Raw genomic sequence first — 22,262 nt, 5'->3', positions numbered from 1 at the left:
GGCGTCCCCGGGAACTCCCGGGGACGCCACCGTCGTTCGCGGCACGGGCGTGCTCAGTGGACCATGATGCCGCCGCGCGTGCTCTGCACCACCACGCTGTGCGGTGCGTCCGTGGCGGTGTTCGGCAGCGAGACGCTCGGCGACGACCAGGAGCTCTGCGCGTCGACGTGGTAGGTGGCGTCGTGAGGCACCCTGAGGTCGACCCCGCCGTAGCCCGTGGTGACCCTCAGGGAGGCGGGTGCCGCCGTGAAGGAGGCGCTGACCGCGCCGTCGGTGGTGGTCACCTCGGCGTTCGGGGCGCTGCTGTCGGCGACGGTCACCGAGCCGTACGTGCTCCGCACGGTCAGCGGGCCGGACGACTGGTCCACCTCGACCCCGCCCAGCCCGGTGGTCAGATCCAGCCGGCCGGTCAGGCCGTTCGCCCGGATCCCGGCGTCCCCGGTGCTCACCTGCGCGGCCAGGCCGGCCGGCACCGTGATCTGCAGGTGCCCCGAGCAGTCGTCGGAGCAGCCGGCGGTGACCGCGACGTCCGACCCGGACCGGGTGACGGAGACCTGCGGGACACGGCCCGTGTAGCTGCCGCTCATGGCCACCGTGACCTGCGAGGAGCCGTCCTGGCTCAGCGTCACGCCGAGTCCGTCGGTCGTCTGGACCGTCACCTGGCCGGCGCCGACCGCGTCCTGCTGCCAGGTGCCGCTGTACGGGTGGTGCGCCGGAAGCGAGGCGACCACGGCCCAACTGGCCAGGGCGACGACCCAGACGAGGACGGCCAGCCCGACGAGGAGGAATCCGCGGCGCTTCCACGGTGCGGTACTGATCTCAAGCTCCCAGGTAGCGCAGAACGGCGAGCACGCGGCGGTGGTCTCCCGCCTCCTGCTGCAGATCGAACTTCACGAAGATGCTGCGGATGTACTTCTCCACCGCCGCCGTGCCGATCACCAGTTCGGCCGCGATCCCGGCGTTGGAACGGCCCTCCGCCATCGCCGTGAGGACTTCCCGTTCGCGCGGCGTCAGGGTGGACAGCGGATCCCGCTGCCGGCTGCCGGCCAGCAACTGCTTGACCACCTCCGGGTCGAGGACCGTCTCGCCCGCGGCGACCCGGCGCAGCGCGTCCACGAACTCCTCGGCGTCCGACACCCGGTCCTTGAGCAGGTAGCCGACCCCGTTGTCACTGGTGTTGACCAGGTCGACGGCGTAGCGCTCCTCGACGTAGTGGGAGAGCACCAGGACGCCGGTCTCCGGCCAGCGGGCGCGTACCGCCAGTGCGGCGCGCAGGCCCTCGTCCAGGAAGGTCGGCGGCATCCGGACGTCCGTCACACAGACGTCCGGCCGGTGTTCGGCCACCGCGCGCAGGAGTTGCTCCCCGTCGCCGACCGCGGCGACCACCTCGATCCCCTCTTCGCTGAGCAGCAGTTCGATGCCCTGGCGCAGCAGCGCGGAGTCCTCGGCCAGCACTACCCGCATGGCAATTCCACCTCGATCACGGTCGGTCCACCCACCGGGCTGCTGAGCCGGAACCGCCCGTCCACCCCGGACACCCGGTCCGCCAGACCAGTCAGACCCGTGCCGGCCGCGAGGTCGGCTCCGCCACGCCCGTCATCGCCGACCTTAACGTCCAGTCGGGCGCCCTCCCGCCGGATCTCCACCCAAGCGCGGGTCGCATGAGCATGTTTGGCCACATTGGTGAGCGCCTCGGTCACCGTGAAGTAGGCGACCGCCTCGATGGTGGAGGAGGCGCGCGGCTCCACCAGGACGTCAAGGCGCACCGGTACCGGAGCCAGCGCGGCGACGGCGGAGAGCGACGCCGCCAGGCCGCGGTCGGTCAGCACCGGCGGGTGCAGGCCACGGGCCAGGTCGCGCAACTCGGCGATGGTGCTGAGGGTCTGCCGCCGGACGTCCTCGACCAGCTTGTTGGTCTCGTGGTCACCGGACTTCTTCAGGCGCGAACTGGCCCGGCCCAGGGTGATCGACATCGCCACCAGCCGTTGCTGGGCACCGTCGTGCAGGTCCCGCTCGATCCGCTTGCGCTCCGCCTCGGCAGCCTCCACCACTCTGGCTCGACTCTCCGTCAGAGCGATGACCCGCTGTTCCAGTTCCAGGCCGCGGGGCCGGGAGAGCAACGCGACGGCCAGTGCGGTGTCCAGCGCCAGCAGGAGTTTGACGATCAGTGGACAGAGGACCGCGCCGACCAGCAGCGCCACGGTCGCGACCAGCAGCGCCCGGGGCAGGGACTCCACCATGAACGGCCCGAGCTGGGCCTGCCCGCCGGGCAGGCCCCGGTAGTAGGCCGGAAGCAGCACCAGGGTCAGCGGCACGGCCCAGGTCAGCGCCACCCCGACCACGGTCACCACCGCCACCGGCATCAGCAGGACGAAGTAGCCGATCAGCCGCCAGGTGCAGGGGTTGTGGATGAGCGACTGCAGCGACTTGGCCAACCGCCACGAAAGGACCGGCGCAGGCAACTCGTCGAGCTCCAGCCCGCGGGTCACGGCGAACCGGGCGCGCTCGACGGCGGCCAGCTGGAACAGCGCCCACCCCGCCGCCACCGTGAGCGGCAGGCCCACCAGGCCGGCCGGCGCCAGGCAGACGGCGACGACCAGCACGACCAGCACGGCCAGTCCCGCCAGCGCCACCAGACCGTCCAGTGCCAGGTGGATCGACGCCCGCCACAGCATGGGGGAGACCAGCGCGCGCAGCGGATTGCCCGGCACCACCTCACGGGGTGGCCGGGCGTCCGTCCGCGCTCTGCCGGTGACGCGGCCGGCGATGTTCTCGGTCAACTGCTTCGGACCCGCTCTCGTGGGCAGGGCGGGCGGCGACCAGCTCACCGTCCGCGCCTCGTTTCGACAAGGGGACGGTACCCAACCCGACCACCCGTCGGCAGCGAGGAGAGCCCACCAGTGGGGGGTAGGGTTTACCCCCCTTCGGCCGGCTCGAGCGCCGCTCGGCCGGCTGAGCGCTGAGCGCGTCAGCCGGCCGGCGGGGTGGGTCAGGCGGTGGGGAGTTCGCCGGTGCGCAGGGCGGTGATGAAGGAGGCCCAGGCGGGGGCGGGGAAGCTGAGGGCAGGTCCGTGAGGGTCCTTGGAGTCACGGACGGGGATGGTGGGGAGGCCGTCGGCGATCTCGATGCAGGCGTCTTCCGGGTTGCTGTAGGAGCTCTTGCGCCAAGAGTCGGTGGGTGTCGACTGTGTCATCGTTGACCGTCCCTCCACAGCAGAACCTGTCAGATGCGCGGGTCGGGGATTTCGCCGGTGCGCAGGGCGGTGACGAAGGAGGCCCAGGCGGGGGCGGGGAAGCTGAGGGCGGGTCCGTGGGGGTCCTTGGAGTCGCGGACGGGGATGGTGGGGAGGCCGTCGGCGATCTCGATGCACTGGCCCTCGTCGCCGCTGCTGTAGCTGCTCTTGCGCCAGGTCTGGTGGGCTGTCGGCTGCATCTTGTTGGTCAGTCCTTCCATGATGCGTCGGATCAGATCCCGGGACTCGCTGCGGGACAGGGCATGGGACCTGAGTACATCGTAGCGATGTGACCCGCGCGCGATCTCCATTGGTGTGCTGATGAGTTGACCGTGATTCAGGGCCTCGATGTAAAGCAGATCCGGCTCGTCCGGGAGGCTCAGCAGTGTGATCGAAGAGTCGAACAGATCGACGTCCAGAACGCCCAGTGGAAGTACCTGGATCACCACGTTGGGTCGCTTGCTCTGCTCGATGAGGTCAGCGAGTTGGCGGCGCATCAGCTCAACGCTGCCGATGCCACGGTGGAGGACGGCTTCGTCGATCACGCCGACGAACATGGGACCGTCATCGCTCAGCAGGAACTGCCGGCGGCGCATCCGTGAAGCCAGACGTGCCTCGATCACCTCGGTCTGCCCGGGGACCGCACGCTCGAACAGCGCCCGGGCGTACTCCTCGGTCTGCAATATGCCCGGAATCCATTGCAGCTGGAACTGTCGGATTGTGATCGATTTTCGTTCGATGTCGACGTAATCACGGAACCAGGCCGGGCGTTCCGCCTCCTCCTGCTTGGTGATCTCCGTCCACATCTCCTCCAGCGCGCCGCCCGTCTCCAGGACCGTGTCGCACCGGGCCGGGAAGGAGTCGTCCACCGGGGCACGTTGGCCCGTCTCGATCATTCCGATCAGCGAGCGGGCGCAGTGGACCAGGTCGGCGAGGTCCTTCTGGGACAGGTTCTTCTTCTCCCGGTGGAACCGGAGCTGCGCCCCGAAGAGAGTCAGCGAACGCGTGAGCGCATCCTGATCCGCTTTCCGTCGAGCCATGGCGTGGCACCCCCGGTCACGAATACTGCTGTGGAGCCCTGATTGCTCGTCACCCTACCCACCCACCCCGATGCTTAATACCGGCACGAGAAACCCCTCGTTGCCCACCCGGGCATTCCTTTGCCCTTCGCTCCTTCCGGAGGCACCCCCGTGGCCGAATCCCCCGAACTGTTCGTCGAGGCCGCCGACAATTGCTGGCTCCCCCGCGGCCGGCGCTCCCCCGCGCTCGCGCGTCGACTTCTCCGCCAGCTCCTCTCCCGGGTGGCCGGTGGGTACCGCTTCCTGGAGGTCGGGGAGCTGCTGCTCTCCGAGCTCGCGACCAACGCGGTGACCCACTCCGGGGTGCCCGGGCGGCTGGTCTACGTGAACCTGCATGCGGACAGCGAGCGGTTGCGGATCGAGGTGCACGACGCGGGGGACGGCAAGCCGACGCTCACCGCGCCCGCGCCGGAGGACGAGCACGGCCGGGGGCTGGTCCTCGTCAACAGCCTGGCCAAGGAGTGGGGTTACTGCCCCCGCACCGCCGGCATCGGCAAGATCGCCTGGTGCGAGGTGGGCCCGGACGCGCTCGGCCGGGACCCGCTCGGCCCGCTCTCCGGGACTTGACACTCTCCCCACCGGCCAGGTGCCGGCTCCCGGGCCGCTCGCACAGGATGTCGCTCGCCGATCCGTCCGACCGAGAGGGCCCGCACCGTGGACGTCCTGCACGACGAAGGAACCGCCGTCGACCCGGCGGGCGGCCTGGCCTCGCTGCTCGGTCCGGTTCCGGTCGACGGTTTCCTGGGGGAGCGGCTCGGTCGGCGTCCGCTGCTGGTGCGCGGCGCGGCCCGCCGGTACGCCGGGGTGCTGGGCTGGGCCGAGCTGAACGGCCTGCTCGCCGCGCTCCGGGCCGACCCGTCCCGGATGCACCTGGCGGGCGGCGCGACGCCCCGCTCGCTGCTCTCCTGTACCGAGCCGGTGCCGCAACTGGCCCAGCGCGGTGCGCCGTTGCGGATCGTTCCGGATCGGCTGCGGGAGGCGATGGCGGACGGCGCGACCCTGGTGGTCGACGGCATCGAGGAGCTGCACGCTCCGTTGCGGCAGTTGGTCGAGGACGTCGAACGCGAGCTGCGCTGCCTGGTGCAGGTCAACCTGTACGCCAACCTGGGCGGCGCCGCCCAGGGCTTCGGCACCCACTGGGACGACCACGACGTGCTGATCCTCCAGGTGGAGGGCGCCAAGCACTGGGAGATCCACCGTCCGACCGAGGAGCACCCGGTGGGCGTCCTCAGCGACCCGCCGCGGCCGGAAGGGGAGCCGTACTGGTCCGGCGAGCTGACCGACGGCGACCTGCTCCACCTGCCGCGCGGCTGGTGGCACCGGGTGAGCGCGACCGACCGGCCCTCGGCCCACCTGACCGTCAGCGCCCGGCTGCCCTCGGCCGGCGACCTGCTCCGCCACTGGCTGGCGGACCTGGCCCGGGAGCACCCGGTGGCACGCCAGGACCTGCCGCGGTTCGCCGATCCGGCCGGTGCCGCCGACTGGTACGCCGAGCTGCGCGCGGCCCTGCACCGGGCGGTGGACGCCCCGGGGCTGCTGGAGCGCCTCGCCGCCAGGGTGGACCGGGGTGCGCCGGCCCGCCCGTCCTTCGACCTGCCGTCCTTCGGCCTCCCGTCCTTCGGGCTCCCGGCCGGTCCCGCGGAGACCCGATGAGCCTCGCCGAGGGGTTGAAGGGGATGGTCCGAGGCCTGCCGCGCGCCTTCTGGTGGGTGTGGCTCTCGATCCTGGTGAACTGGGTGGGCGGCTTCGCCCTCCCGCTGCTCGCGATCTACCTGACCACCGGTCGCGGCTTCTCGACCTCCTTCGCCGGCCTGGCGGTCGGCCTGATCGGCGCCGGCGGCGTGGTCGGCACCCTGGTCGGCGGCGTGCTCGCCGACCGGATGGGCCGCCGCACCACCCTCATCGCCGCCCATCTGTGGACGGCCCTGTTCATGGCCCTGATCGGCCTGGTCGAGAGCCCGTGGGCGATCGCCGGTACCACCATCGCGATGGGCCTCGGCCAGTGCGCGGCCCGCCCGGCCATGCAGGCGATGCTGGCCGACCTGGTCCCCGCCGAGGACCGGGCCCGCGCCTACGCGCTCAACTACTGGGCGCTGAACGTCGGCTTCGCGGTGGCTGCGGCGCTGGCCGGCGTGCTGGTCGGCCACGGCTTCACCCTGGTCTTCCTGTCCGACGCCGCCGCCACCGTGCTGTGCGCGCTGGTGGTCCTGCTGAAGGTGCCGGAGACGGCCCCGACCCGCGGACCGGTCCCGACCGGCCCGCACACCGAGGCCCCGGCCGCCGAGGCTCAGCGAACCCCCGTGCTGCGCGACGGACGGTTCGTCCTGCTGGTGGTCTCCACGCTGCTCTTCGGCGCGGTGATGCAGCAGGCCCAGTCCACGCTGCCGCTGGCGATGGTCCGCTCCGGGCTCTCGCCGTCCGCGTACAGCACGGTGCTGGCGCTCAACGGCGTGCTCATCATGCTGCTGCAGCTCCCGCTCACCGGACTGGCCAAGGGCCGCTCGCGCAGCGGCGTGCTGCTGCTCGCCGGGCTGCTGCTCGGCTGGGGCTTCGGCGTGAACGCGTTGGCCCACGGGCTGGGCCTGTACGCCGTCTCGGTGGTGCTGTGGACGCTCGGCGAGATCCTCCAGGCGCCGATCGGCGTCGCGGCGGTGGCCGACCGGGCGCCCGCCGAGCTGCGCGGCCGCTACCAGGGCCTGTACTCCACCGCCTGGTCGGCGGCCGCCTGCCTGGGCCCGGTCGCCGGCGCCTGGGTGCTCGACCACCGCGGGTCGGGCACGCTCTGGTGGCTCTGTGCCCTGGTCGGCACCGCCGCCGCAGTGGGCAGCGCCGTCGCCGTCCACGGGATGCGCGGCCCCGCCGTGCCCGTCCGCCGCACCATCGCACCCCCCAAGCTTCCCCGGACCGTCGAGCTCTGAGCCGACCGTCGAGCCCTGCGCCGACCGTCGAGTTCTCAGCCGCGACACCGGGGAGGGGAGCCGGGAGCGTCCCGCCTCCCGACACCACCCGACACCGAGAGGAACCCTCATGAGCGAGACCTTCACCGCCGAGACCGCCTACGAGCAGCTGGTCGTCAACAACTGCGTCCGCGCCTACCTGGGCGAGGAACTCGTGGTCAACAACTGCGTCCGCGCCTACCTGGGCGAGGAGGAGCTGGTGGTCAACAACTGCGTCCGCGCCTACGTCTGACGCACGCCGCAGTCCCCGTCGGTGCGGGGCGGCCGCGCACACCGCCCGGCCGCCCCGCACCGGGCACCGCCCCACCCCACCGCATCGGAAGGCCCCGCCGTGATCGCCGGAATCCGTACCCTCGCCGGCCCCGGCGGCATCCCGCAGCAGCTGCGCCTGGCCGTCGCCGAGCTGCCCGACCTCACCGCCGAACTGCCCTGGCAGGGCGACCGGCAGGCCTTCGGCTCGTCCTGGGAGAGCGATGAGCAGGCGGTCCGCGGCGCCGTTGGCGAGGCTGCCGAGCGCTACTGCGCGCCCTGGCCGCGCCCCGCGGCCGAGACCCTGCACGGCAGCTGGCACGTGCTGCGCCGGCGCGGCGTCGAGGCCCTCGACCCGACCGCGCTCGCCCTCGGACCAGCCACCACCACCGCCGCCGGCGTCCGCTTCACCCCCTTCACCCGCGACAGCGAGGTCAGCTGGGTGCGCGGCCGCTCGCTCAGCCGGGCGTGCGAGGTGTACGTCCCCGCCTTCCTGGTGCACGCGGGTTGGCCGCAGATGCCCGGCGGCCGGCGGGAGGCGCTGCACTGCTTCCCGGTCGTCGGCGGCCTCGCGGCCGGCCCCACCGAGGAGTTCGCCCAGCACTCCGGCCTGGAGGAGGTGGTCGAGCGCGACACCACCGCCATCTGGTGGGCCAACGCGCCGGTGCTGCCCGCCGTCCCGGTCGACGCCGGGCTCGCCGCCCTGCTCACCCCCGCCGAACGCTCCTTCGAGGTGCGGCTGGTGCCGCTCGACAACCTCTTCGGCGTCCCGGTGCTGGCCGCTGCCGTCCGGGACACCGAGCGCGGCTGGCTGACCGTCGGCGCCGCCGCCCGGCCCGACCCGCGCGAGGCCGCCCGCAAGGCGCTCGCCGAGGCCTACCTGCTGCAGCTCACCGCGCTCAGCCTGGACAACCCGCGCACCGCCGCCGCGCTCGGCGCCGGCACCTCCCGCTCGCCCCTCAAGCCCTGGCGCGCGGACCGCCGCTACCTCGACTCCTACCGCGCCGACTTCGCCGACGTCCGGGAGCAGCTCTGCCAGCAGCAGCTCCACCTCGACCCGCGGGCCGCCGACCGGGTCGCCGCCTGGACCTGGGACCTGCCCACCCGCGCCTGGGACGGCCTGCCCGCCCTGCCCGACCCCGCCCCGGCCGCGCTGCGGGCCCGCGTGGAGGACGCCGGCCACGAGGTGCTCTGGGTCGACCTGACCACCCCGGCGGCCACCCGGGCCGGTCTGCGGGCCGGGCGGATCGTCGTGCCCGGCACCGTCTGCACCACGCCCGCCGCCTTCCCGGTGCCCGCCGGCCGGGTCGTCGCGGCCGGCGTCCGGCTCGGCTGGCGGGAGCGGGCGGCGCGGGCGGGTGAGCTCAACACCTTCCCGATGCCGCATTCGTGACGGTCCGGTGCTCAGGTCGGCCGGCCGGCCGACCGCAGTTGAGTACCGGTACTCAGGCCTGCCGCGCGCTCGGTCGCCAGAATCGGTGGTGCAAGCAGAACCGGCGACCCGCACAGGAGAGGTGACCACCATGGCCAGGAGTGTCGTTCCCGTTCCGGGGTGGCCCGTGCAGGGCGGCGTGGTCCGACGGGACGCGGGGTCACGCTGGTGGGGGGTGCTCGTGGCGGTGGAACTGGCCTGTGCCCTCCCGATGTTGGCGATGATGGGCGTTCTCGGCCTGATGATCGGGGTGTGGGGGCTCGCCGAGGGCGAGGCGGCCGGGGCGGTGCTCGGCTTCGAGCTGGAGCTCGTGGCCGGGCCGCTGCTGGGGCTGGCACTGCCGGCGCTGCTGCTGCTCGTGCCGGCGGTGCGGCCGGGCGCACGGGGTGCGCGGGCGGCCCTGCTCTGCGGCGGGTTGCTGGTGGGCACGGCGATCGAGTACGCGTGGATGCACTCGCCGATGAACTGACCTGCACCGTAGAGTCCGTCAGGTGACCGTCGTCCAGCCCTTCCAGCCCCTCCACGCCGAGCCCATCCGGACCGCGCGCCTGACCCTGGTGCCGCTTCGGGTCGCGCACGCCGAGGAGATGGCCGAGGTGCTCGCCGATCCGGGGCTGCACGCCTTCATCGGCGGTGAGCCGGCGGACCTGGCCGGCCTGCAGGACCGCTACCGGCGGTGGGTGGCCGGTTCGCCCGATCCTGCGCAGTCCTGGTGCAACTGGGTGATCCGGCTGGACGACGCGGGCTGCCTGACGGGCACCGTCCAGGCGACGGTCGACGCAGCCGGAGTCGCCGGACTCCCCGGTCCCACCGCCGAGGTCTCCTGGATCGTGGGCACCCCCTGGCAGCGGCGGGGCATCGCCGCCGAGGCGGCGGCCGGGCTGGTCGACTGGCTGGCGGCCCACGCGGTGCGCACGGTGATCGCCCACATCCACCCCGACCACCGGGCCTCCGCCGCCGTGGCCGGCGCGGTCGGGCTCCGTCGCACCGAGCAGTGGCAGGACGGAGAGCTCCGCTGGCAGCTGCAGCTCGGCTGACCCGTGACCACGACCCCGCCCCCGCCCGCTACCCGGTGGTCGGCCAGGCCAGCAGGGCCAGGTCGGCGGTCGCGGTCAGCTCCGCCCGGGTGGCGCCGTCGCGGGCGCGTTGGGACATGCCCTGGATGACGGCGCCGTAGTACGCGGCGAGTGCGGCCGGGTCGGCGGTGGCGGGCAGCTCGCCTGCCTGCTGCGCCTGGCGCAGCCGGGACTCGAAGACGGTCAGGTTGCGGTTCCGCAGGTCGCGCAGGAAGGTCTCGACCTCGGCGTCCTGCGCGGTGACGTTGGTGGCGGCGCTGATCGTCAGGCAGCCGGCGGGGTGCGCCGGGTCGGCGTAGTCGGCGGCCGCCTCGTGCAGGATCCGGGCGAAGGCGCCGCGGGCGGTGGGTTCCTCGGCCAGCGCCACGCGGATGAACGCGCCCTCCGGGGAGCAGCCGTAGTGGGCCACCACCTCCTGGAAGAGCGACTTCTTGTCGCCGAAGGCCGCGTACAGGCTGGCCGGGCGGATGCCCATGGCCTGGGTCAGCTCGCCGATCGAGGTGGCCTCGTAGCCGCGTTGCCAGAAGAGCCGGGTGGCCACGGCCAGCGCCGCGGTGCGGTCGAAGGCGCGCGGGCGGCCGCGCCTGGCAGGTGTCCGGCTCTCGCTCTCGCTCACACCCCGAATTTTAGAGTGCGCGTTCAAGTACGGTGTTAGGGTATTTGTTGAGCGCTCGCTCAACAAATACAAGGGGTGGGTACAGCCATGGGTGGACGGGGACTCGAGGGCAAGATCGCGCTGGTCACCGGCGGCAGCCGGGGGATCGGCCGGGCCATCGCGCACCGGCTCGGCCGGGACGGCGCGACGGTCGCGGTCGCCTACGCGCGGGACGCCGAGGCGGCGCACGCGGTGGTGGCGCGGATCCGGCAGGACGGGGGGCGGGCCTTCGCGCTCCATGCGGAACTGGGCCGGCACGGCGACGCGGTCGCGCTCTGGGCCGCCTTCGACGCGGGCCTCGCCGAGCACCGTGCGGGCCTTGCCGAGCACGCCGCGGGCAGCGCCGGGCACGCGGCCGAGCCGGGCGTCGACATCATCGTGAACAACGCCGGCATCGGCCTCGGTACGGCGCTGGCCACGCTGACCGAGGAGCAGTTCGACGAGGTCTTCGCGGTGAACGTCCGCGCGCCGTTCTTCGTCGTGCAGCAGGGGCTGCCGCGGCTGCGCGACGGCGGCCGGATCATCAACATCTCCAGCGGCGCCGCCCGCATCGCCATGCCCGAGCTCATCGCCTACGGCGCCACCAAGGGCGCCCTGGACACCTTCACCCTCAACCTGGCCAAGGAGCTCGGCCCGCGCGGCATCACGGTGAACTCGGTGGCCCCCGGCATCATCGACACCGACGTCAACGCCGACTGGCTGCGCGGCGATCCGGCGGCCGCGGCCCAGGCGGCCGGCGTGGCCGCGCTCGGCCGGGTCGGGCAGCCGGAGGACGTGGCCGACGTCGTGGCCTTCCTCGCCTCGGACGACGCCCGCTGGGTGACCGGCCGGGTGGTCGACGTGACGGGCGGGTCCGGGCTGTGAGCGAGCTGCCCGGTGCCGGGGCGGGGACGTTCGCCGAGCGGCTCGCCGGAGCGCGAGGTGGCCCGGGCGGAGGCGTTCATGTTCGGGCCCGGCACGGTCGACGATCTGGAGGACTTCTTCTACGACTGATTCTACGACTGAGGGACGTCGTCAACTTGGGTCGTTCACAAGGGAGCTGACACACAGCCGGAGCGACCGAGGCGTCGATTGCGCCGATCCGGTGGAGACCCGCCGGTAGCCCTGCCGGGTCGGCCAGTTGCGTGATCGGTTGAATGTTAACGAGAGAGAACTTCCCGGCCAATAGACCTGCCGCACCGTGATCGCCCCTACCTGGGTCCACCTCTGCACACATACGGTTGGGCCCGGTTGGGTGCCGAGCACGAGATCTCTACGCGACGCCCACGTGTCCTCGGCAACCGCCGGGCTGCGTGGCGCCGGGACAGGGGCGGGTGGGCCTGGTGGGCCAAGTGGGCGGGGGGCGGTCCAGTGCGGACGCGGTCCGGGGCGGATTCCAGTGCGAGCGGGCGGCGAACGGCCGCTACCAGTGGCAGCTCAAGGCGCCGAACGGGCGGATCGTCGCGGTCTCGTCCCCGGTGTACGAGGCACCGGCGGAGGCGGACCGGGCGTTCGCGGCGCTGCGCGCGGACGCGGCCGAGTTAACCGCACGTATCACTCATGTGAGAGAGGGGATCGGCTGGATCTGGGTGGTGCCCGGGTCGCGCGGGGTGCCGGACGCCCGCTCGAACCGCGCGTACGAGCGGTACGCCACCTGTCAGAACGCGTTCCGGCGGTTCGTCGCCCTGCTGGAGCGGCAGCCGGGGGAGGCCGGCCCGGTGGCGGGCCCGGGGTCGGCGGCGCCGCCCGACCCGCCGCCGACGGACCTGCGGGAGCGCTCCCCCGGATCGGCGGACGTCCCCACCACCGCGCTGAGATCCGGCGGCGATGGCTGAACGCCCCGCCGCACGCGGCCCCCGGCTGCTCGCGGTGCAGGGCGGCGGCCGGCTGGTCGGCTGGTCGCTGGCCGCCGGGAACGGGCGGCAGCTCGCGGTGTCCGCCCGGCTGTACCGCTCGGAGCCGGAACTCGTCGCCGCACTGCGTGAGTTGCTGATCGAGCGGGCCTCGCTGCGGTACGCCTTCAGTCAGGACGCGACCCGCGCCTGGTGCTGGTCGGCCTACCTGCCGCCGCGCACCACCCGGGCCGACCCGGCGGGTGAGGACCCGGTGGCCCGCAGCGCGCGCGGCTACCTGCGGCGTGACCAGTGCCGCCAGGGGGTGGCCGGGTTCCGGGCCGGACTCAACGCGCTGGAGCGGGAGTTGCGCACCACCGGCCGGGAGGGGCGGTGGCCCTGGTGAGGCGGGTGACCCGGCAGCGAGCGCGGGGGTGACCTTCAGGTTGCCGGTGCCGACCCGAATCGCCACCGCGAGAAGAACAGCCGTCCGCCGGGCGGGCGCCGGGGCCGGTCGGCGGGTCCACGAACCAGCCGTCCGGGCCTGCAGCTAAACCTCCTTGTCGACAAAACCCAGAAGTTCACCGCCGCTCGAGCGGTTCCGGAGGGAGCTTCCGGCGTCGCCGTCGACTGGACAGGATCGGTCCCGCCGAAACGGGCCGGCACGACCGCGGCCCCGGGCGGCCGGGTTCGACCCCGGATCCGGACACGACATGCCTGCCTCTCCCACCGGAGGAAAGCACCATGCGTCACACCGCTGCCAAGCTGCTCGCGAGCGTTGCGATCGCCGCGTCGATGGCCACCATCGCCGCCGGCCAGGCCACCGCCGACCCGAGTGTCACCCCGGCCGCCCAGGACATCGTGGGCACCGGCTCGGACACCATCCAGGCCGTCCTGAACCAGTTCTCCACCGACTACAACGCCTCGCTGACCGCTGCGGGTGACACCACCTCGCCGCGCCTCTACAGCTGGGACGCGACCCCGTCCGGCAACATCACCCCGAAGACCGGCGCGAGCAGCATCGCCCGTCCGAACGGCTCCGGCGCCGGCATCTCCGCGCTGAACAACAACACCAACACCACCGTCGACTTCGCCCGCGCCTCGCGCGGCCCGCAGTCCACCGACCCGAGCACCGACGACTTCGTCGCGTTCGCCAAGGACGGCGTCTCCTGGGCCGGCAACACCAACGGCAACGCGCCGGCCAACCTGACCACCGCCGACCTGTACGGCATCTACACCTGCTCGATCACCAACTGGAACCAGATCACCGACGTCTCGGGCTACACCGGCCCGAACGCCACCATCGACGCCTACATCCCGCAGCTGAACTCCGGCACCCGGGCGTTCTTCCTGCAGGCCATCGGCGGCGGCACCACGGTGACCCCGGGCTCCTGCGTGGAGAGCTACACCCCCGAGGAGAACGAGGGCACCGACTCGGTGTTCAGCGACGTGAACTCGGTCTTCCCGTACTCGGCCGCGCACTACATCGGCCAGACCGTCGGCGGCCACACCACCAGCACCGACGCCCCCGGCAACCTGACCCTGCGCAGCGTGGACGGCGTCAACCCGATCGCCAGCAACGCGCTGAACCCGACCTTCACCGCCAGCAACTACGGCCGGACCGTCTACAACGTGGTCCGGGACGCCGAGTTCAACGGCACCGGCACCCAGGCCACCGCGCTGCAGAACATCTTCGGCACCAACGGCTGGATCTGCACCAGCTCCACCGCCGCCGCCGACATCTCCAGCTACGGCTTCCAGGCCCTGCCCGGCTTCGCCTGCGGCTCCGTCAGCCACTCCTGACCCACCCCGCACCACCCGAGCAGCACCACGCACAGCGCACCACACCCGGCGGCCAGGGGCATCCCCTGGCCGCCGGGCCGCTCCCCGACCAATGCCGTGCACGAAGGAGAACCCCATGCGCCGCACCAGCACCAGAGTCGCCGCCTCCGCCGCCGCCCTGCTCGCCGCCGCCGCCCTCGCGGTGACCGGGCTGAGCGACACCGCGCTCGCCGACACCGCCACGACGACCGCCCCGACCGGCAGCCTGGTGGTGCAGGAGGACAACACCTTCCTGCAGAACTCCGCGAGCAACGGCATCATCGCGATCGCGCTGCCGAACGCGACCCCGGGCTTCTCCACCACCACCGGCCTCTCGGCCACCTTCCCGGTCACCGGCGGCTCGGTGAACCTGGAGGGCTTCTACGGCAGCGTGCAGCTCGGCGGCGGCCTGCTGCTGGTGAACGTGACCAACGGGCACACCGTGATCTTCAACAACCTGACCTTCAACGCCGCGCAGTGGGCGGTCACCGGTGTCCCGATGGGCCAGACCACCCCGGTCAAGCTGCTCGACCCGGGCCGCCCGGTGCTGCAGAAGAGCGGCACCACCCAGACGCTGACCTCCAGCGACCTGGAGGTCGACGCGCAGGGCGCGGCCTACGCGGACACCAACCTCGGCACCACCTTCTTCGTGGCGCGGCAGCACGCGGGCACCGGTGTGCTGACCTTCACCGCCGGCAGCTGACCCTTCCCCGTCGGCGCCGGCCGGTTCGCCCGGCCCCCTGCCATCGTGGCCCGGTTGGGGCCCCGTACACCTGACCAGTCATCACGTGTCACGTACGCATGGACGAATGGACCCACGGGGATCCGTGGGTCCATTCGCCTGTCCGTCGCCATTCGCGCGTCCGCACCGTGCACTGCCGGAGGTAACCCGCAATGAGAGTCCGTGACCGACGCCCGAGAGGGCTCGGGTGGTGGTCCCGAGCCTGGCTGTCCGCAACGCTGGCCTGGGCGGTGCTCGCCCTGTTCGCCGTGCTGCCGGTCGGCGCCGGGACGGTGGCCCAGGCGCACGCGGACTCCGGGACCACCACCGTGGCGGGGCCGCCGGTCTGGCAGCCGGCCAAGGGGACCTCCGGGCCCAACGGCAGCATCACGGTCAGTCCGACCACCAACCTGGCCGACCAGGTGGTGCACGTCTCCTGGAAGGGCTTCACGCCGAGCGTCACCGCGACCGGCGCCCCGGCCACCTCGGCCACGGTCAAGGGCAACAGCACCTTCTACGCGGTCCGGGTCTACGAGTGCCGCGGCACCAAGCCGCAGGTCACCGACTGCTACGGCTCGACGCTCTACAACCAGGACCCCGCGAAGGGCTTCCAGCAGCGCACCCCCGCACCCGGCCTGACCACGCCGGACCTGCCGTCCGACATGCAGCTCGCGGTGACCGGACAGGACGGTACCGGCTCGGCGGACATCGAGGTCTGGCCCGCGGACCAGAGCCAGTCGCTGGGCTGCGACGCCACCCATCCGTGCTCCATCGTGGTGGAGCCGAACTACGGCGGTGACTCCGAGGGCGCGACCGCCAGCCTCAACCACGACAAGACCGGTGCCCCGCACTGCGAGGTGCACAGCTACGACCTGCCGGCCGGCTACCTGAGCACCGCCGCCGACAGCGTGATGGGCAGCTCCAACCTGGTCAACCGCAACGCCACCGGGGAGGCCTGCGCCTGGAACAACGCCCGGGCGATCCCGCTGACCTTCGCGCCGACCGCGGCCAGTTGCAAGAGCGCGACCGCCGACCTCACCACCACCGGCTCGCCGGGTGCCGAACGGGCCCTGCAGCAGTGGCGGGCCGGGGCCTGCCTGGCGAACAGCCCGCTCTACGTCAGCTACACCGCGCAGGGCGAGCCGGCCACCCGGTCCGACTTCCTGAAGGGCGGCGGCGCCGACCTCGCGCTGACCTCGCTGCCCGACGCGTCGCCCGCCCCCCGGCCCTACGTCTACGTGCCGCTGAACGACTCGTCCATCTCGGTGGTCTACATCGTGGACGACCCGAAGACCGGGCAGCAGATCCGGCAGATGACGCTGGACGCCCGGCTGCTGGCCAAGGAGCTGACCCAGTCCTACGCCCAGTCGGCGCCCGGCTTCCAGCCGCCCTCGGTGGCCGGCAACCCGCGCTGCATCTTCGAGGACCAGGAGTTCCTCGCCCTCAACCCGCCGGCCTCGATCGCGCCGGCCGTCTGGCCGAGCTGCGACACCAGCAACCCGCAGAGCCTGCCGATCGTGATGGGCAACGAGACCGACCTGGTCACCGAGCTGACCAGCTGGATCGTGAGCGACCCGCAGGCCGCCGCCTTCCTGCAGGGCGCGCCGGACAACTACTCGGGGATGCACGTCGACCCCTCCTACGAGCGGCCCGGCTACTCCGGTTACCCGGTCGACATCCTGCGCCCGCAGGACGCCACCGGCTTCACCCAGTCCTCCGGGGCGAACCAGCACCAGAAGGCGTACGAGTGGAGCCCGGTGCTCAGCGGCCTGGGGGACACGGTCCGCCACCTGCTCAGCGACACTCCGACCTGCGAGGTGGTCGACGGCACCGGGCTCTACCCGCGCTGCCCGGCGGAGGCCCCGGGCCGGCGGCAGCTGATCGGGATCGTGGACAGCGCCGACGCCGAGTCGTACAGCATGCCGGAGGCGAAGCTGGTCAACGCCCAGGGCACCGCCGTGGCGCCGTCCTTCGCCTCGGTCCAGGCGGCGGTGAACGACATGCCGGTGGACCCGAGGACCAACACCCAGCAACTGCCCTACGGCACGCCGGGGACGGCGTACGCGAGCGACCCGAACGCCTACCCGCTGACCGCGGTCGACTACGCGATGGCTCCCACCAGCGGGCTGGGCGACGCCAAGGCGGCGGCGGCCTCGGCCTTCCTCGCCCAGGTCACCGACCCCGGCAGCGGGCAGCTCTACGGCCGTGATCCGGGCCGACTCGGGCTGGGCTACCTCGATCTGACGCAGGTTCAGCTCGGCATAGCGCAGGCCGCGGTGGCGCACGTCGCCAACCAGGACAGCGCGCTGCCGGGCAACCAGACCCCGCCGGCCGGCACCCCGGGCGGCACCCCGACCCCGACGCCCACCCCGACCGGGGCCGCCGGTCAGCCGGGTGCCGGGAGCGTCACGGTCACCGGCACCACGGTGATCCCGAACGGCGGCACGCTCAGCGGGACCGGCAGCCTCGGCAGCGCGGGCACCACCGGCGGCGGCACGATCACCGGTAACTCCCTGGCCGGCGGCACCGGCGGCGGCGACCTGCCGCCGGGCAGCACGCCGGTCTCCGGCAAGGGCGGCAGCGCCACGCCGTCCGCCGCGGCCGGGAGCCCGAGCCCGTCCGGTGGACCGCAGTTCGCCGACGCGGCGGCCGGCACCCCGGCTCCGGACCGGGCCGGACTGGCCAGGGTGCTGCTCCCGGTGGTGCTGATCGTCGGGGCGGTGCTGCTGCTCGGTGGACCGGCCGCCCTGGTGCTGAGCGGCACCGCGGCCGGGGGCCGGGCACTGGCCCGGCTGCGCGGGGCCGTCAACCGCGGCGGCAAGCGGAGCTGAGCACGCGTCAGCCGGGCGGCCGGATCCCCGAACCCGGGATCCGGCCGCCCGGGCCGAGGACCACCCACCACCTCCGGAGCCGGGGAGCCGATCCGCCATGACCACCGCGCCACCCATGCCAGAAGCGCACCACGACCCCGCCGGTGACCCGGCGCCGGACCGCCCCCGGGCGATCACCGCGCCCGCCACCCGCGGCGACCTGGTCTTCCGCATCGTGCTGCGGGTGGCCGGCTACTCGGTCTTCGCCCTCATGGGTCTGATCGCGGCCTTCCTGCTGGGCCGCGGCAGCACCGCGCTGAGGGCCACCGGCTGGTCCTTCCTGTCCACCCAGAAGTGGCAGACCGAGGCGCACCACTTCGGCATCGCGGCGGTGCTGCCGGACGGGGTGCTGATCGCGGTGGTGGCGCTGGTCGTCGCCGTTCCGGTCTCGCTCTGCGCGGCGCTCTTCATCTCCGAGTACGCACCGGTGCGGCTGCGCGGGCTGCTGGTCGCCATGGTCGACCTGATGGCGGCCGTGCCCAGCATCATCTACGGCCTGTGGGGGTTCTTCTTCCTGCAGGGGCGGGTGCTCGGCACGGTGCGCTGGGCGGCCCTGCACCTGGGCGGGGTGCTGCCCTTCCTCAAGGTCCCGCTGGGCGACGTCGGCACCTCCTACACCTCCTCGACCTTCGTCGCCGGGCTGGTGGTGGCCCTGATGATCACCCCGATCATCACCTCGCTCAGCCGCGAGGTCTTCTCCCAGGCGCCGCAGGGCGAACGGGAGGGCGCCTACGCGCTGGGCAGCACCCGCTGGGGGATGGTCCGCACGGTGGTGCTGCCGTTCGGCCGCGGCGGGGTGATCGGCGCGGTGATGCTGGGCTTCGGCCGGGCGATGGGCGAGACCATCGCGGTGGCGCTGATCATCTCGCCGACCTTCACCCTCAACACCCACATCCTGCAGGCCGGGGCCAACTCGATCTCCGCGCTGATCGCGCTGCGGTTCAGCGAGTCCGACGGCCTCTCGCTCTCCGCGCTGATGGCGGCCGGGCTGGTGCTCTTCGCGCTCACCCTGGTGGTCAACGTGCTGGCGGGGATCGTGGTCAGCCGCTCCCGCTCCGGCGCCGCGACCGCGGACTGACGCCGTGACCGACCTCCCGAGAACCCCCGCCCCCGCTCCCGGCTCCGCCCCTGTTCCCGGCTCCGCCCCCGTCGCAGAGGACTCCACCGTGACCACCGTCCACCTGACCGGCAGTTCGGCCCCCGCGCCGCTGCCGGCCGCGGCCGCCGAGCCGCCCGAGCGCCGCCGCCGGCTCGGCGGGGTCACCGGCGCGGAAGTCGGCACCCTCGCCGCCGCGTTGCTCGGCTCGCTCGCCCTCGACTGGCTGCTCTACGAGCGGGTGCTGCCGTTCAGCGGCGCGCAGGGCTTCCTCGGCCTCTGGTACCTGCTCTTCCTCGGCTTCAACTACGCGTTGGGCGTGCTGCAGTGGCCCCGGCCGGTGGTGCGCGAGCGGCTGGTCACCCTGGTGGCCTGGAGCGCCGGGGCGCTGCTCGCCTTCCTGATCGGCGCGCAGCTCTTCTTCCTCGCCCTGCGCGGCTACCACGCCGCCGAGCACGCCAACTTCTACACCCAGACCATGGCCCGCACCTCGGCGGTCTCCCCGATCACCTCGGGCGGGGCGCTGCACGCGGTGGTCGGGTCGCTGGAACAGCTGGGCCTGGCCACGCTCTTCTCGGTGCCGCTCGGGATCGCCGCCGCAGTCTTCATGGCCGAGGTCGGCGGCCGCACCGCCCGACCGGTCCGCACCCTGATCGAGGCGATGACCGCGCTGCCCTCGATCGTGGCCGGCCTCTTCGTGCTCGGCGTCGTGATCCTCACCTTCGGTCTGCAGGCCTGCGGCTTCGCCGCCTCGCTGGCGCTGACCGTGATGATGATGCCGATCGTCACCCGGGCCGCCGAGGTGGTGATCCGGCTGGTCCCCGGCACGCTGCGGGAGGCCTCCTACGCGCTCGGCGGCAGCCAGTGGCGCACGGTCTGGAACGTGGTGCTGCCCACCGCCCGGCCGGGCCTGGCCACCGCGGTGATCCTCGGCATGGCCCGCGGCGTCGGCGAGACCTCGCCGGTGCTGCTCACCGCCGGCTTCACCTCCGGCTTCAACGGCAACCCGTTCGCGGGCCACCAGGTCAGCCTGCCGCTCTACATCTGGAACTGCGTCCGCCAGCCCTACCCGTCCATGGTGGCCCGCGGGTTCGCCGCCGGGCTGACCCTGATGACCCTGGTGCTGGTGCTCTTCGTCACCGCCCGCCTGGTCGGCGGCCGGCGACCCGGCGAGCTGAGCCGCCGCCAGCGCCGCCGGCTGGACCGCCCGCAGCTGCGCACCCCGATCCGCGCGGGCGGCGGCCGGGGAGCCGCCGCCGGCGCCGCCGCCCGATCCGCCCTGAGCTCCGGAGGAACCGTCATGCCGTGGGCCCGTCTGTACCGTCCCGTCCGCCCGGCCCCGCGGGCCACCGCCGAGGGGGGCCGGGGCGGCGGCCGGTCGGTGGCCCTGCTGCTCGCCTTCTCGCTGACCCTGATGGCGCTGGTGCTCGGCAGCGGCGGGCGCGCCTTCGCCGCCACCACGCTGAACGCCGACGGCTCCAGCTGGGCCGGCCCGGCGATCGAGAAGTGGCGCACCGACGTCGCCCCCCAGGGCATCACCGTCAACTTCAGCCCGAACGGCTCGGCGGCCGGCCGCCAGCAGTGGGAGAACGGGCAGGACGACTTCACCGCCTCCGACGTGCCCTTCCGCACCCAGGCGGACAACGGGGTCAACCAGGACGGGCACTCCTCGGGCATCGGCAACGCCGAGAACCCCACCTACGGCTACTCCTACGTGCCGATCACCGCCGGCGGCACCGCGTTCATGTACAACCTGCAGATCGGCGGCAAGCAGATCACCGACCTGCGGCTGTCGCCCGACAACCTGGTGGACATCTTCACCGGGAAGATCACCTACTGGGACGACCCCAAGATCACCCAGTCCTACGGCCGGACGCTGCCGCACCTGCCGATCACCCCGGTGGTCCGCTCCGACGGCTCGGGTGCCACCGCGCAGTTCTCGCGCTGGATGGAGCACACCCACCAGGCCGAGTGGGACCAGTACTGCTCCGGCGTCAACGGCGTGAGCTGCGGCGACTACACCGAGTTCTATCCGACGAACGGCGGTCGGATGATCGCGCAGAACGGCTCCGACCAGGTCGCGCACTACATCGAGCAGCCCTCGGGCCTGGGCGCGATCGGCTACGACGAGTACGCCTTCGCGCTGACCAGCCACTGGCCGGTGGTCAAGGTGCTCAACCCGGCCGGCTACTACACCCTGCCCACCGCCTCCAACGTGGCGGTGGCGCTGACCGCGGCCAAGATCCGCGGGGTGGACGACAACACCTCGCCCAACGACCCCGACTACCTGCAGCAGAACCTCGACGGCGTCTACGGCAACAACGACCCGCGCTCCTACCCGATCTCCAGCTACAGCTACGTGATCGTGCCGCGGACCGGCGCTGCGCTCCCGCCGCCGCCGAAGTTCAGCACCAGCAAGGGCGCCGCGCTCAGCCAGTACCTGGACTACGTGCTCTGCGGCGGCCAGGCCACCGGCACCAGCGGCATCGACTCGATCGGGTACTCGCCGATCCCGCGCGGCCTGGTCCGCGGCGGGCTGCTCCAGGTGCAGCACATCCCCGGCTACGCGGGCAACGTCGACCCCAACTCGCTGAACAACTGCCCGAACCCGACCTTCGACAGCAGCGGCAACCTGATCGTCCTGAAGAACGCGCCGCAGCCCGACCCCTGCGACCACGTCGGCCAGCCGCTCAGCTGCAAGCCCGGCAACCCCGGGGCCACGGCGGGCGGTTCGGGCGGCAGCGGTTCGGGCGGCTCGGGCGGCAAGGGCGGGACCGGCACCGGCGGGACCGGCGGTAGCGGTGGTGGCGGGGGCACCGGCGGGACCAAGGGCGCCGGCGGCAACGGCGGTTCGGGCAGCGGCACCCCCGGCGGTGGTGGCGGTGGTACCGGTGGTTCGGGCGGCACCGTCGACCCGCTGACCGGGCAGCTGATCCCGGGCAGCGGCGGCGGGGCAGCGGGCGACCAGGGCGCGGCCGATCCCGGTGGTTCGGGCGGCACCGTCGACCCGCAGACCGGCCAGCTGGTGCCGGGCAGCGGCGGGGGCGGCTCCGGTTCGAGCGACGTGGCCGCCAACGTGGTCAACGTCGGCGGCCGGCCGCAGAACTGGACGCTGACCACGATCACCGCGGTGGAACTGCTCGCGGTGGTGGCCGTGCCGCCGTTCCTCGGCGGGTGGCTGCGCCGCCGCCGGGCGGGCGCCGGCAGCGCGGGGGGCCCGCGATGACCGCGCCCGCGACGGCCGCCGCCACGGACGCGGCCGA

The 22,262-nt window shown here is 73.1% G+C and carries 21 protein-coding genes; 15 read left to right on the top strand and 6 right to left on the bottom strand.

Going from position 1 to position 22,262, the window contains the following annotated elements:
- Positions 1-53: 53 nt before the first annotated feature.
- The 5 genes from ACQRUO_RS27100 to ACQRUO_RS27080 form a co-directional block, all read right to left on the bottom strand.
- Positions 54-731 carry a DUF4097 family beta strand repeat-containing protein gene (locus ACQRUO_RS27100; RefSeq protein ID WP_428318694.1) on the bottom strand — a complete coding sequence of 226 codons (678 nt, stop codon included), beginning with the start codon at positions 729-731 and terminating at the stop codon, positions 54-56.
- Between the two features lie 88 nt (positions 732-819).
- The gene (locus ACQRUO_RS27095) at positions 820-1,464 is read right to left on the bottom strand and encodes a response regulator (RefSeq protein ID WP_428318693.1); all 645 of its coding nucleotides are present in this window, start codon (positions 1,462-1,464) and stop codon (positions 820-822) included.
- Positions 1,455-2,780: a sensor histidine kinase gene (locus tag ACQRUO_RS27090; RefSeq protein ID WP_428318692.1), complete on the bottom strand. Its 1,326-nt coding sequence runs from the start codon at positions 2,778-2,780 to the stop codon at positions 1,455-1,457. Before ACQRUO_RS27090 ends, ACQRUO_RS27095 begins: the two co-directional genes overlap by 10 nt.
- A 209-nt stretch (positions 2,781-2,989) precedes the next feature.
- Complete coding sequence (locus ACQRUO_RS27085; RefSeq protein ID WP_428318691.1) at positions 2,990-3,193, bottom strand: DUF397 domain-containing protein; 204 nt, start codon at positions 3,191-3,193, stop codon at positions 2,990-2,992.
- 29 nt (positions 3,194-3,222) lie between these two features.
- Complete coding sequence (locus ACQRUO_RS27080; RefSeq protein ID WP_428318690.1) at positions 3,223-4,272, bottom strand: Scr1 family TA system antitoxin-like transcriptional regulator; 1,050 nt, start codon at positions 4,270-4,272, stop codon at positions 3,223-3,225.
- Positions 4,273-4,422: 150 nt separating this feature from the next.
- Here ACQRUO_RS27080 and ACQRUO_RS27075 point away from each other — a divergent pair, with 150 nt between their 5' ends.
- The 7 genes from ACQRUO_RS27075 (at position 4,423) to ACQRUO_RS27045 (ending at position 9,986) form a co-directional block, all read left to right on the top strand.
- Positions 4,423-4,878, top strand: a complete 456-nt coding sequence (locus ACQRUO_RS27075) for an ATP-binding protein (protein WP_428318689.1) — start codon at positions 4,423-4,425, stop codon at positions 4,876-4,878.
- Between the two features lie 87 nt (positions 4,879-4,965).
- Positions 4,966-5,964: a cupin domain-containing protein gene (locus tag ACQRUO_RS27070; protein ID WP_428318688.1), complete on the top strand. Its 999-nt coding sequence runs from the start codon at positions 4,966-4,968 to the stop codon at positions 5,962-5,964.
- Complete coding sequence (locus tag ACQRUO_RS27065) at positions 5,961-7,229, top strand: MDR family MFS transporter (RefSeq protein ID WP_428318687.1); 1,269 nt, start codon at positions 5,961-5,963, stop codon at positions 7,227-7,229. Before ACQRUO_RS27070 ends, ACQRUO_RS27065 begins: the two co-directional genes overlap by 4 nt.
- Before the next feature lie 109 nt (positions 7,230-7,338).
- Complete coding sequence (locus ACQRUO_RS27060; protein ID WP_428318686.1) at positions 7,339-7,500, top strand: hypothetical protein; 162 nt, start codon at positions 7,339-7,341, stop codon at positions 7,498-7,500.
- A gap of 99 nt (positions 7,501-7,599) precedes the next feature.
- On the top strand, positions 7,600-8,910 hold the full coding sequence (locus ACQRUO_RS27055; RefSeq protein ID WP_428318685.1) for a YcaO-like family protein: 1,311 nt from the start codon (positions 7,600-7,602) through the stop codon (positions 8,908-8,910).
- Positions 8,911-9,040: 130 nt separating this feature from the next.
- The gene (locus ACQRUO_RS27050) at positions 9,041-9,418 is read left to right on the top strand and encodes a hypothetical protein (protein WP_428318684.1); all 378 of its coding nucleotides are present in this window, start codon (positions 9,041-9,043) and stop codon (positions 9,416-9,418) included.
- A gap of 22 nt (positions 9,419-9,440) precedes the next feature.
- Complete coding sequence (locus ACQRUO_RS27045) at positions 9,441-9,986, top strand: GNAT family N-acetyltransferase (protein ID WP_428318683.1); 546 nt, start codon at positions 9,441-9,443, stop codon at positions 9,984-9,986.
- A 28-nt stretch (positions 9,987-10,014) separates the two neighbouring features.
- Here the strand turns inward: ACQRUO_RS27045 and ACQRUO_RS27040 are convergent, their stop codons facing one another.
- Positions 10,015-10,641 (bottom strand): TetR/AcrR family transcriptional regulator, encoded by a 627-nt coding sequence (locus ACQRUO_RS27040; protein WP_428318682.1) that lies wholly within the window; start codon positions 10,639-10,641, stop codon positions 10,015-10,017.
- Between the two features lie 87 nt (positions 10,642-10,728).
- On the opposite strand from ACQRUO_RS27040, the gene ACQRUO_RS27035 reads away from it, so the two are divergent.
- The 8 genes from ACQRUO_RS27035 (at position 10,729) to ACQRUO_RS27000 (ending at position 22,225) form a co-directional block, all read left to right on the top strand.
- Positions 10,729-11,544, top strand: coding sequence for an SDR family oxidoreductase (locus ACQRUO_RS27035; protein ID WP_428318681.1), 816 nt, complete (start codon positions 10,729-10,731; stop codon positions 11,542-11,544).
- A gap of 467 nt (positions 11,545-12,011) precedes the next feature.
- Positions 12,012-12,494 (top strand): DUF1508 domain-containing protein, encoded by a 483-nt coding sequence (locus ACQRUO_RS27030; protein ID WP_428318680.1) that lies wholly within the window; start codon positions 12,012-12,014, stop codon positions 12,492-12,494.
- Positions 12,487-12,897, top strand: a complete 411-nt coding sequence (locus ACQRUO_RS27025; RefSeq protein WP_428318679.1) for a hypothetical protein — start codon at positions 12,487-12,489, stop codon at positions 12,895-12,897. The genes ACQRUO_RS27030 and ACQRUO_RS27025 overlap by 8 nt, the downstream gene beginning before the upstream one ends.
- A gap of 338 nt (positions 12,898-13,235) precedes the next feature.
- Positions 13,236-14,294, top strand: coding sequence for a substrate-binding domain-containing protein (locus ACQRUO_RS27020; protein ID WP_428318678.1), 1,059 nt, complete (start codon positions 13,236-13,238; stop codon positions 14,292-14,294).
- 115 nt (positions 14,295-14,409) lie between these two features.
- The gene (locus ACQRUO_RS27015) at positions 14,410-15,015 is read left to right on the top strand and encodes a hypothetical protein (protein ID WP_428318677.1); all 606 of its coding nucleotides are present in this window, start codon (positions 14,410-14,412) and stop codon (positions 15,013-15,015) included.
- A 191-nt stretch (positions 15,016-15,206) separates the two neighbouring features.
- Complete coding sequence (locus ACQRUO_RS27010) at positions 15,207-17,864, top strand: hypothetical protein (protein WP_428318676.1); 2,658 nt, start codon at positions 15,207-15,209, stop codon at positions 17,862-17,864.
- Between the two features lie 115 nt (positions 17,865-17,979).
- Entirely contained in the window at positions 17,980-18,981 is a 1,002-nt protein-coding gene (gene pstC / locus ACQRUO_RS27005) for a phosphate ABC transporter permease subunit PstC (protein WP_428318675.1), read from the top strand.
- Positions 18,982-19,069: 88 nt separating this feature from the next.
- Positions 19,070-22,225, top strand: coding sequence for a substrate-binding domain-containing protein (locus ACQRUO_RS27000; protein WP_428318674.1), 3,156 nt, complete (start codon positions 19,070-19,072; stop codon positions 22,223-22,225).
- The last annotated feature ends 37 nt before the right edge of the window (positions 22,226-22,262 follow it).

The sequence above is a fragment of the Kitasatospora sp. LaBMicrA B282 genome, from assembly GCF_050325825.1.
GTDB lineage: Bacteria > Actinomycetota > Actinomycetes > Streptomycetales > Streptomycetaceae > Kitasatospora.
This window is presented reverse-complemented; position numbering and strand designations above follow the sequence as displayed.

Bases quoted from the DNA above. Each gene is read 5' to 3' on its own strand.
- ACQRUO_RS27095 (WP_428318693.1), bottom strand. From the start codon at position 1,464: ATGCGGGTAGTGCTGGCCGAGGACTCCGCGCTGCTGCGCCAGGGCATC.
- ACQRUO_RS27085 (WP_428318691.1), bottom strand. From the start codon at position 3,193: ATGACACAGTCGACACCCACCGACTCTTGGCGCAAGAGCTCCTACAGC.
- ACQRUO_RS27080 (WP_428318690.1), bottom strand. From the start codon at position 4,272: ATGGCTCGACGGAAAGCGGATCAGGATGCGCTCACGCGTTCGCTGACT.
- ACQRUO_RS27065 (WP_428318687.1), top strand. From the start codon at position 5,961: ATGAGCCTCGCCGAGGGGTTGAAGGGGATGGTCCGAGGCCTGCCGCGC.
- ACQRUO_RS27060 (WP_428318686.1), top strand. From the start codon at position 7,339: ATGAGCGAGACCTTCACCGCCGAGACCGCCTACGAGCAGCTGGTCGTC.
- ACQRUO_RS27050 (WP_428318684.1), top strand. From the start codon at position 9,041: ATGGCCAGGAGTGTCGTTCCCGTTCCGGGGTGGCCCGTGCAGGGCGGC.
- ACQRUO_RS27035 (WP_428318681.1), top strand. From the start codon at position 10,729: ATGGGTGGACGGGGACTCGAGGGCAAGATCGCGCTGGTCACCGGCGGC.
- ACQRUO_RS27025 (WP_428318679.1), top strand. From the start codon at position 12,487: ATGGCTGAACGCCCCGCCGCACGCGGCCCCCGGCTGCTCGCGGTGCAG.
- ACQRUO_RS27020 (WP_428318678.1), top strand. From the start codon at position 13,236: ATGCGTCACACCGCTGCCAAGCTGCTCGCGAGCGTTGCGATCGCCGCG.
- ACQRUO_RS27015 (WP_428318677.1), top strand. From the start codon at position 14,410: ATGCGCCGCACCAGCACCAGAGTCGCCGCCTCCGCCGCCGCCCTGCTC.
- ACQRUO_RS27010 (WP_428318676.1), top strand. From the start codon at position 15,207: ATGAGAGTCCGTGACCGACGCCCGAGAGGGCTCGGGTGGTGGTCCCGA.
- pstC (WP_428318675.1), top strand. From the start codon at position 17,980: ATGCCAGAAGCGCACCACGACCCCGCCGGTGACCCGGCGCCGGACCGC.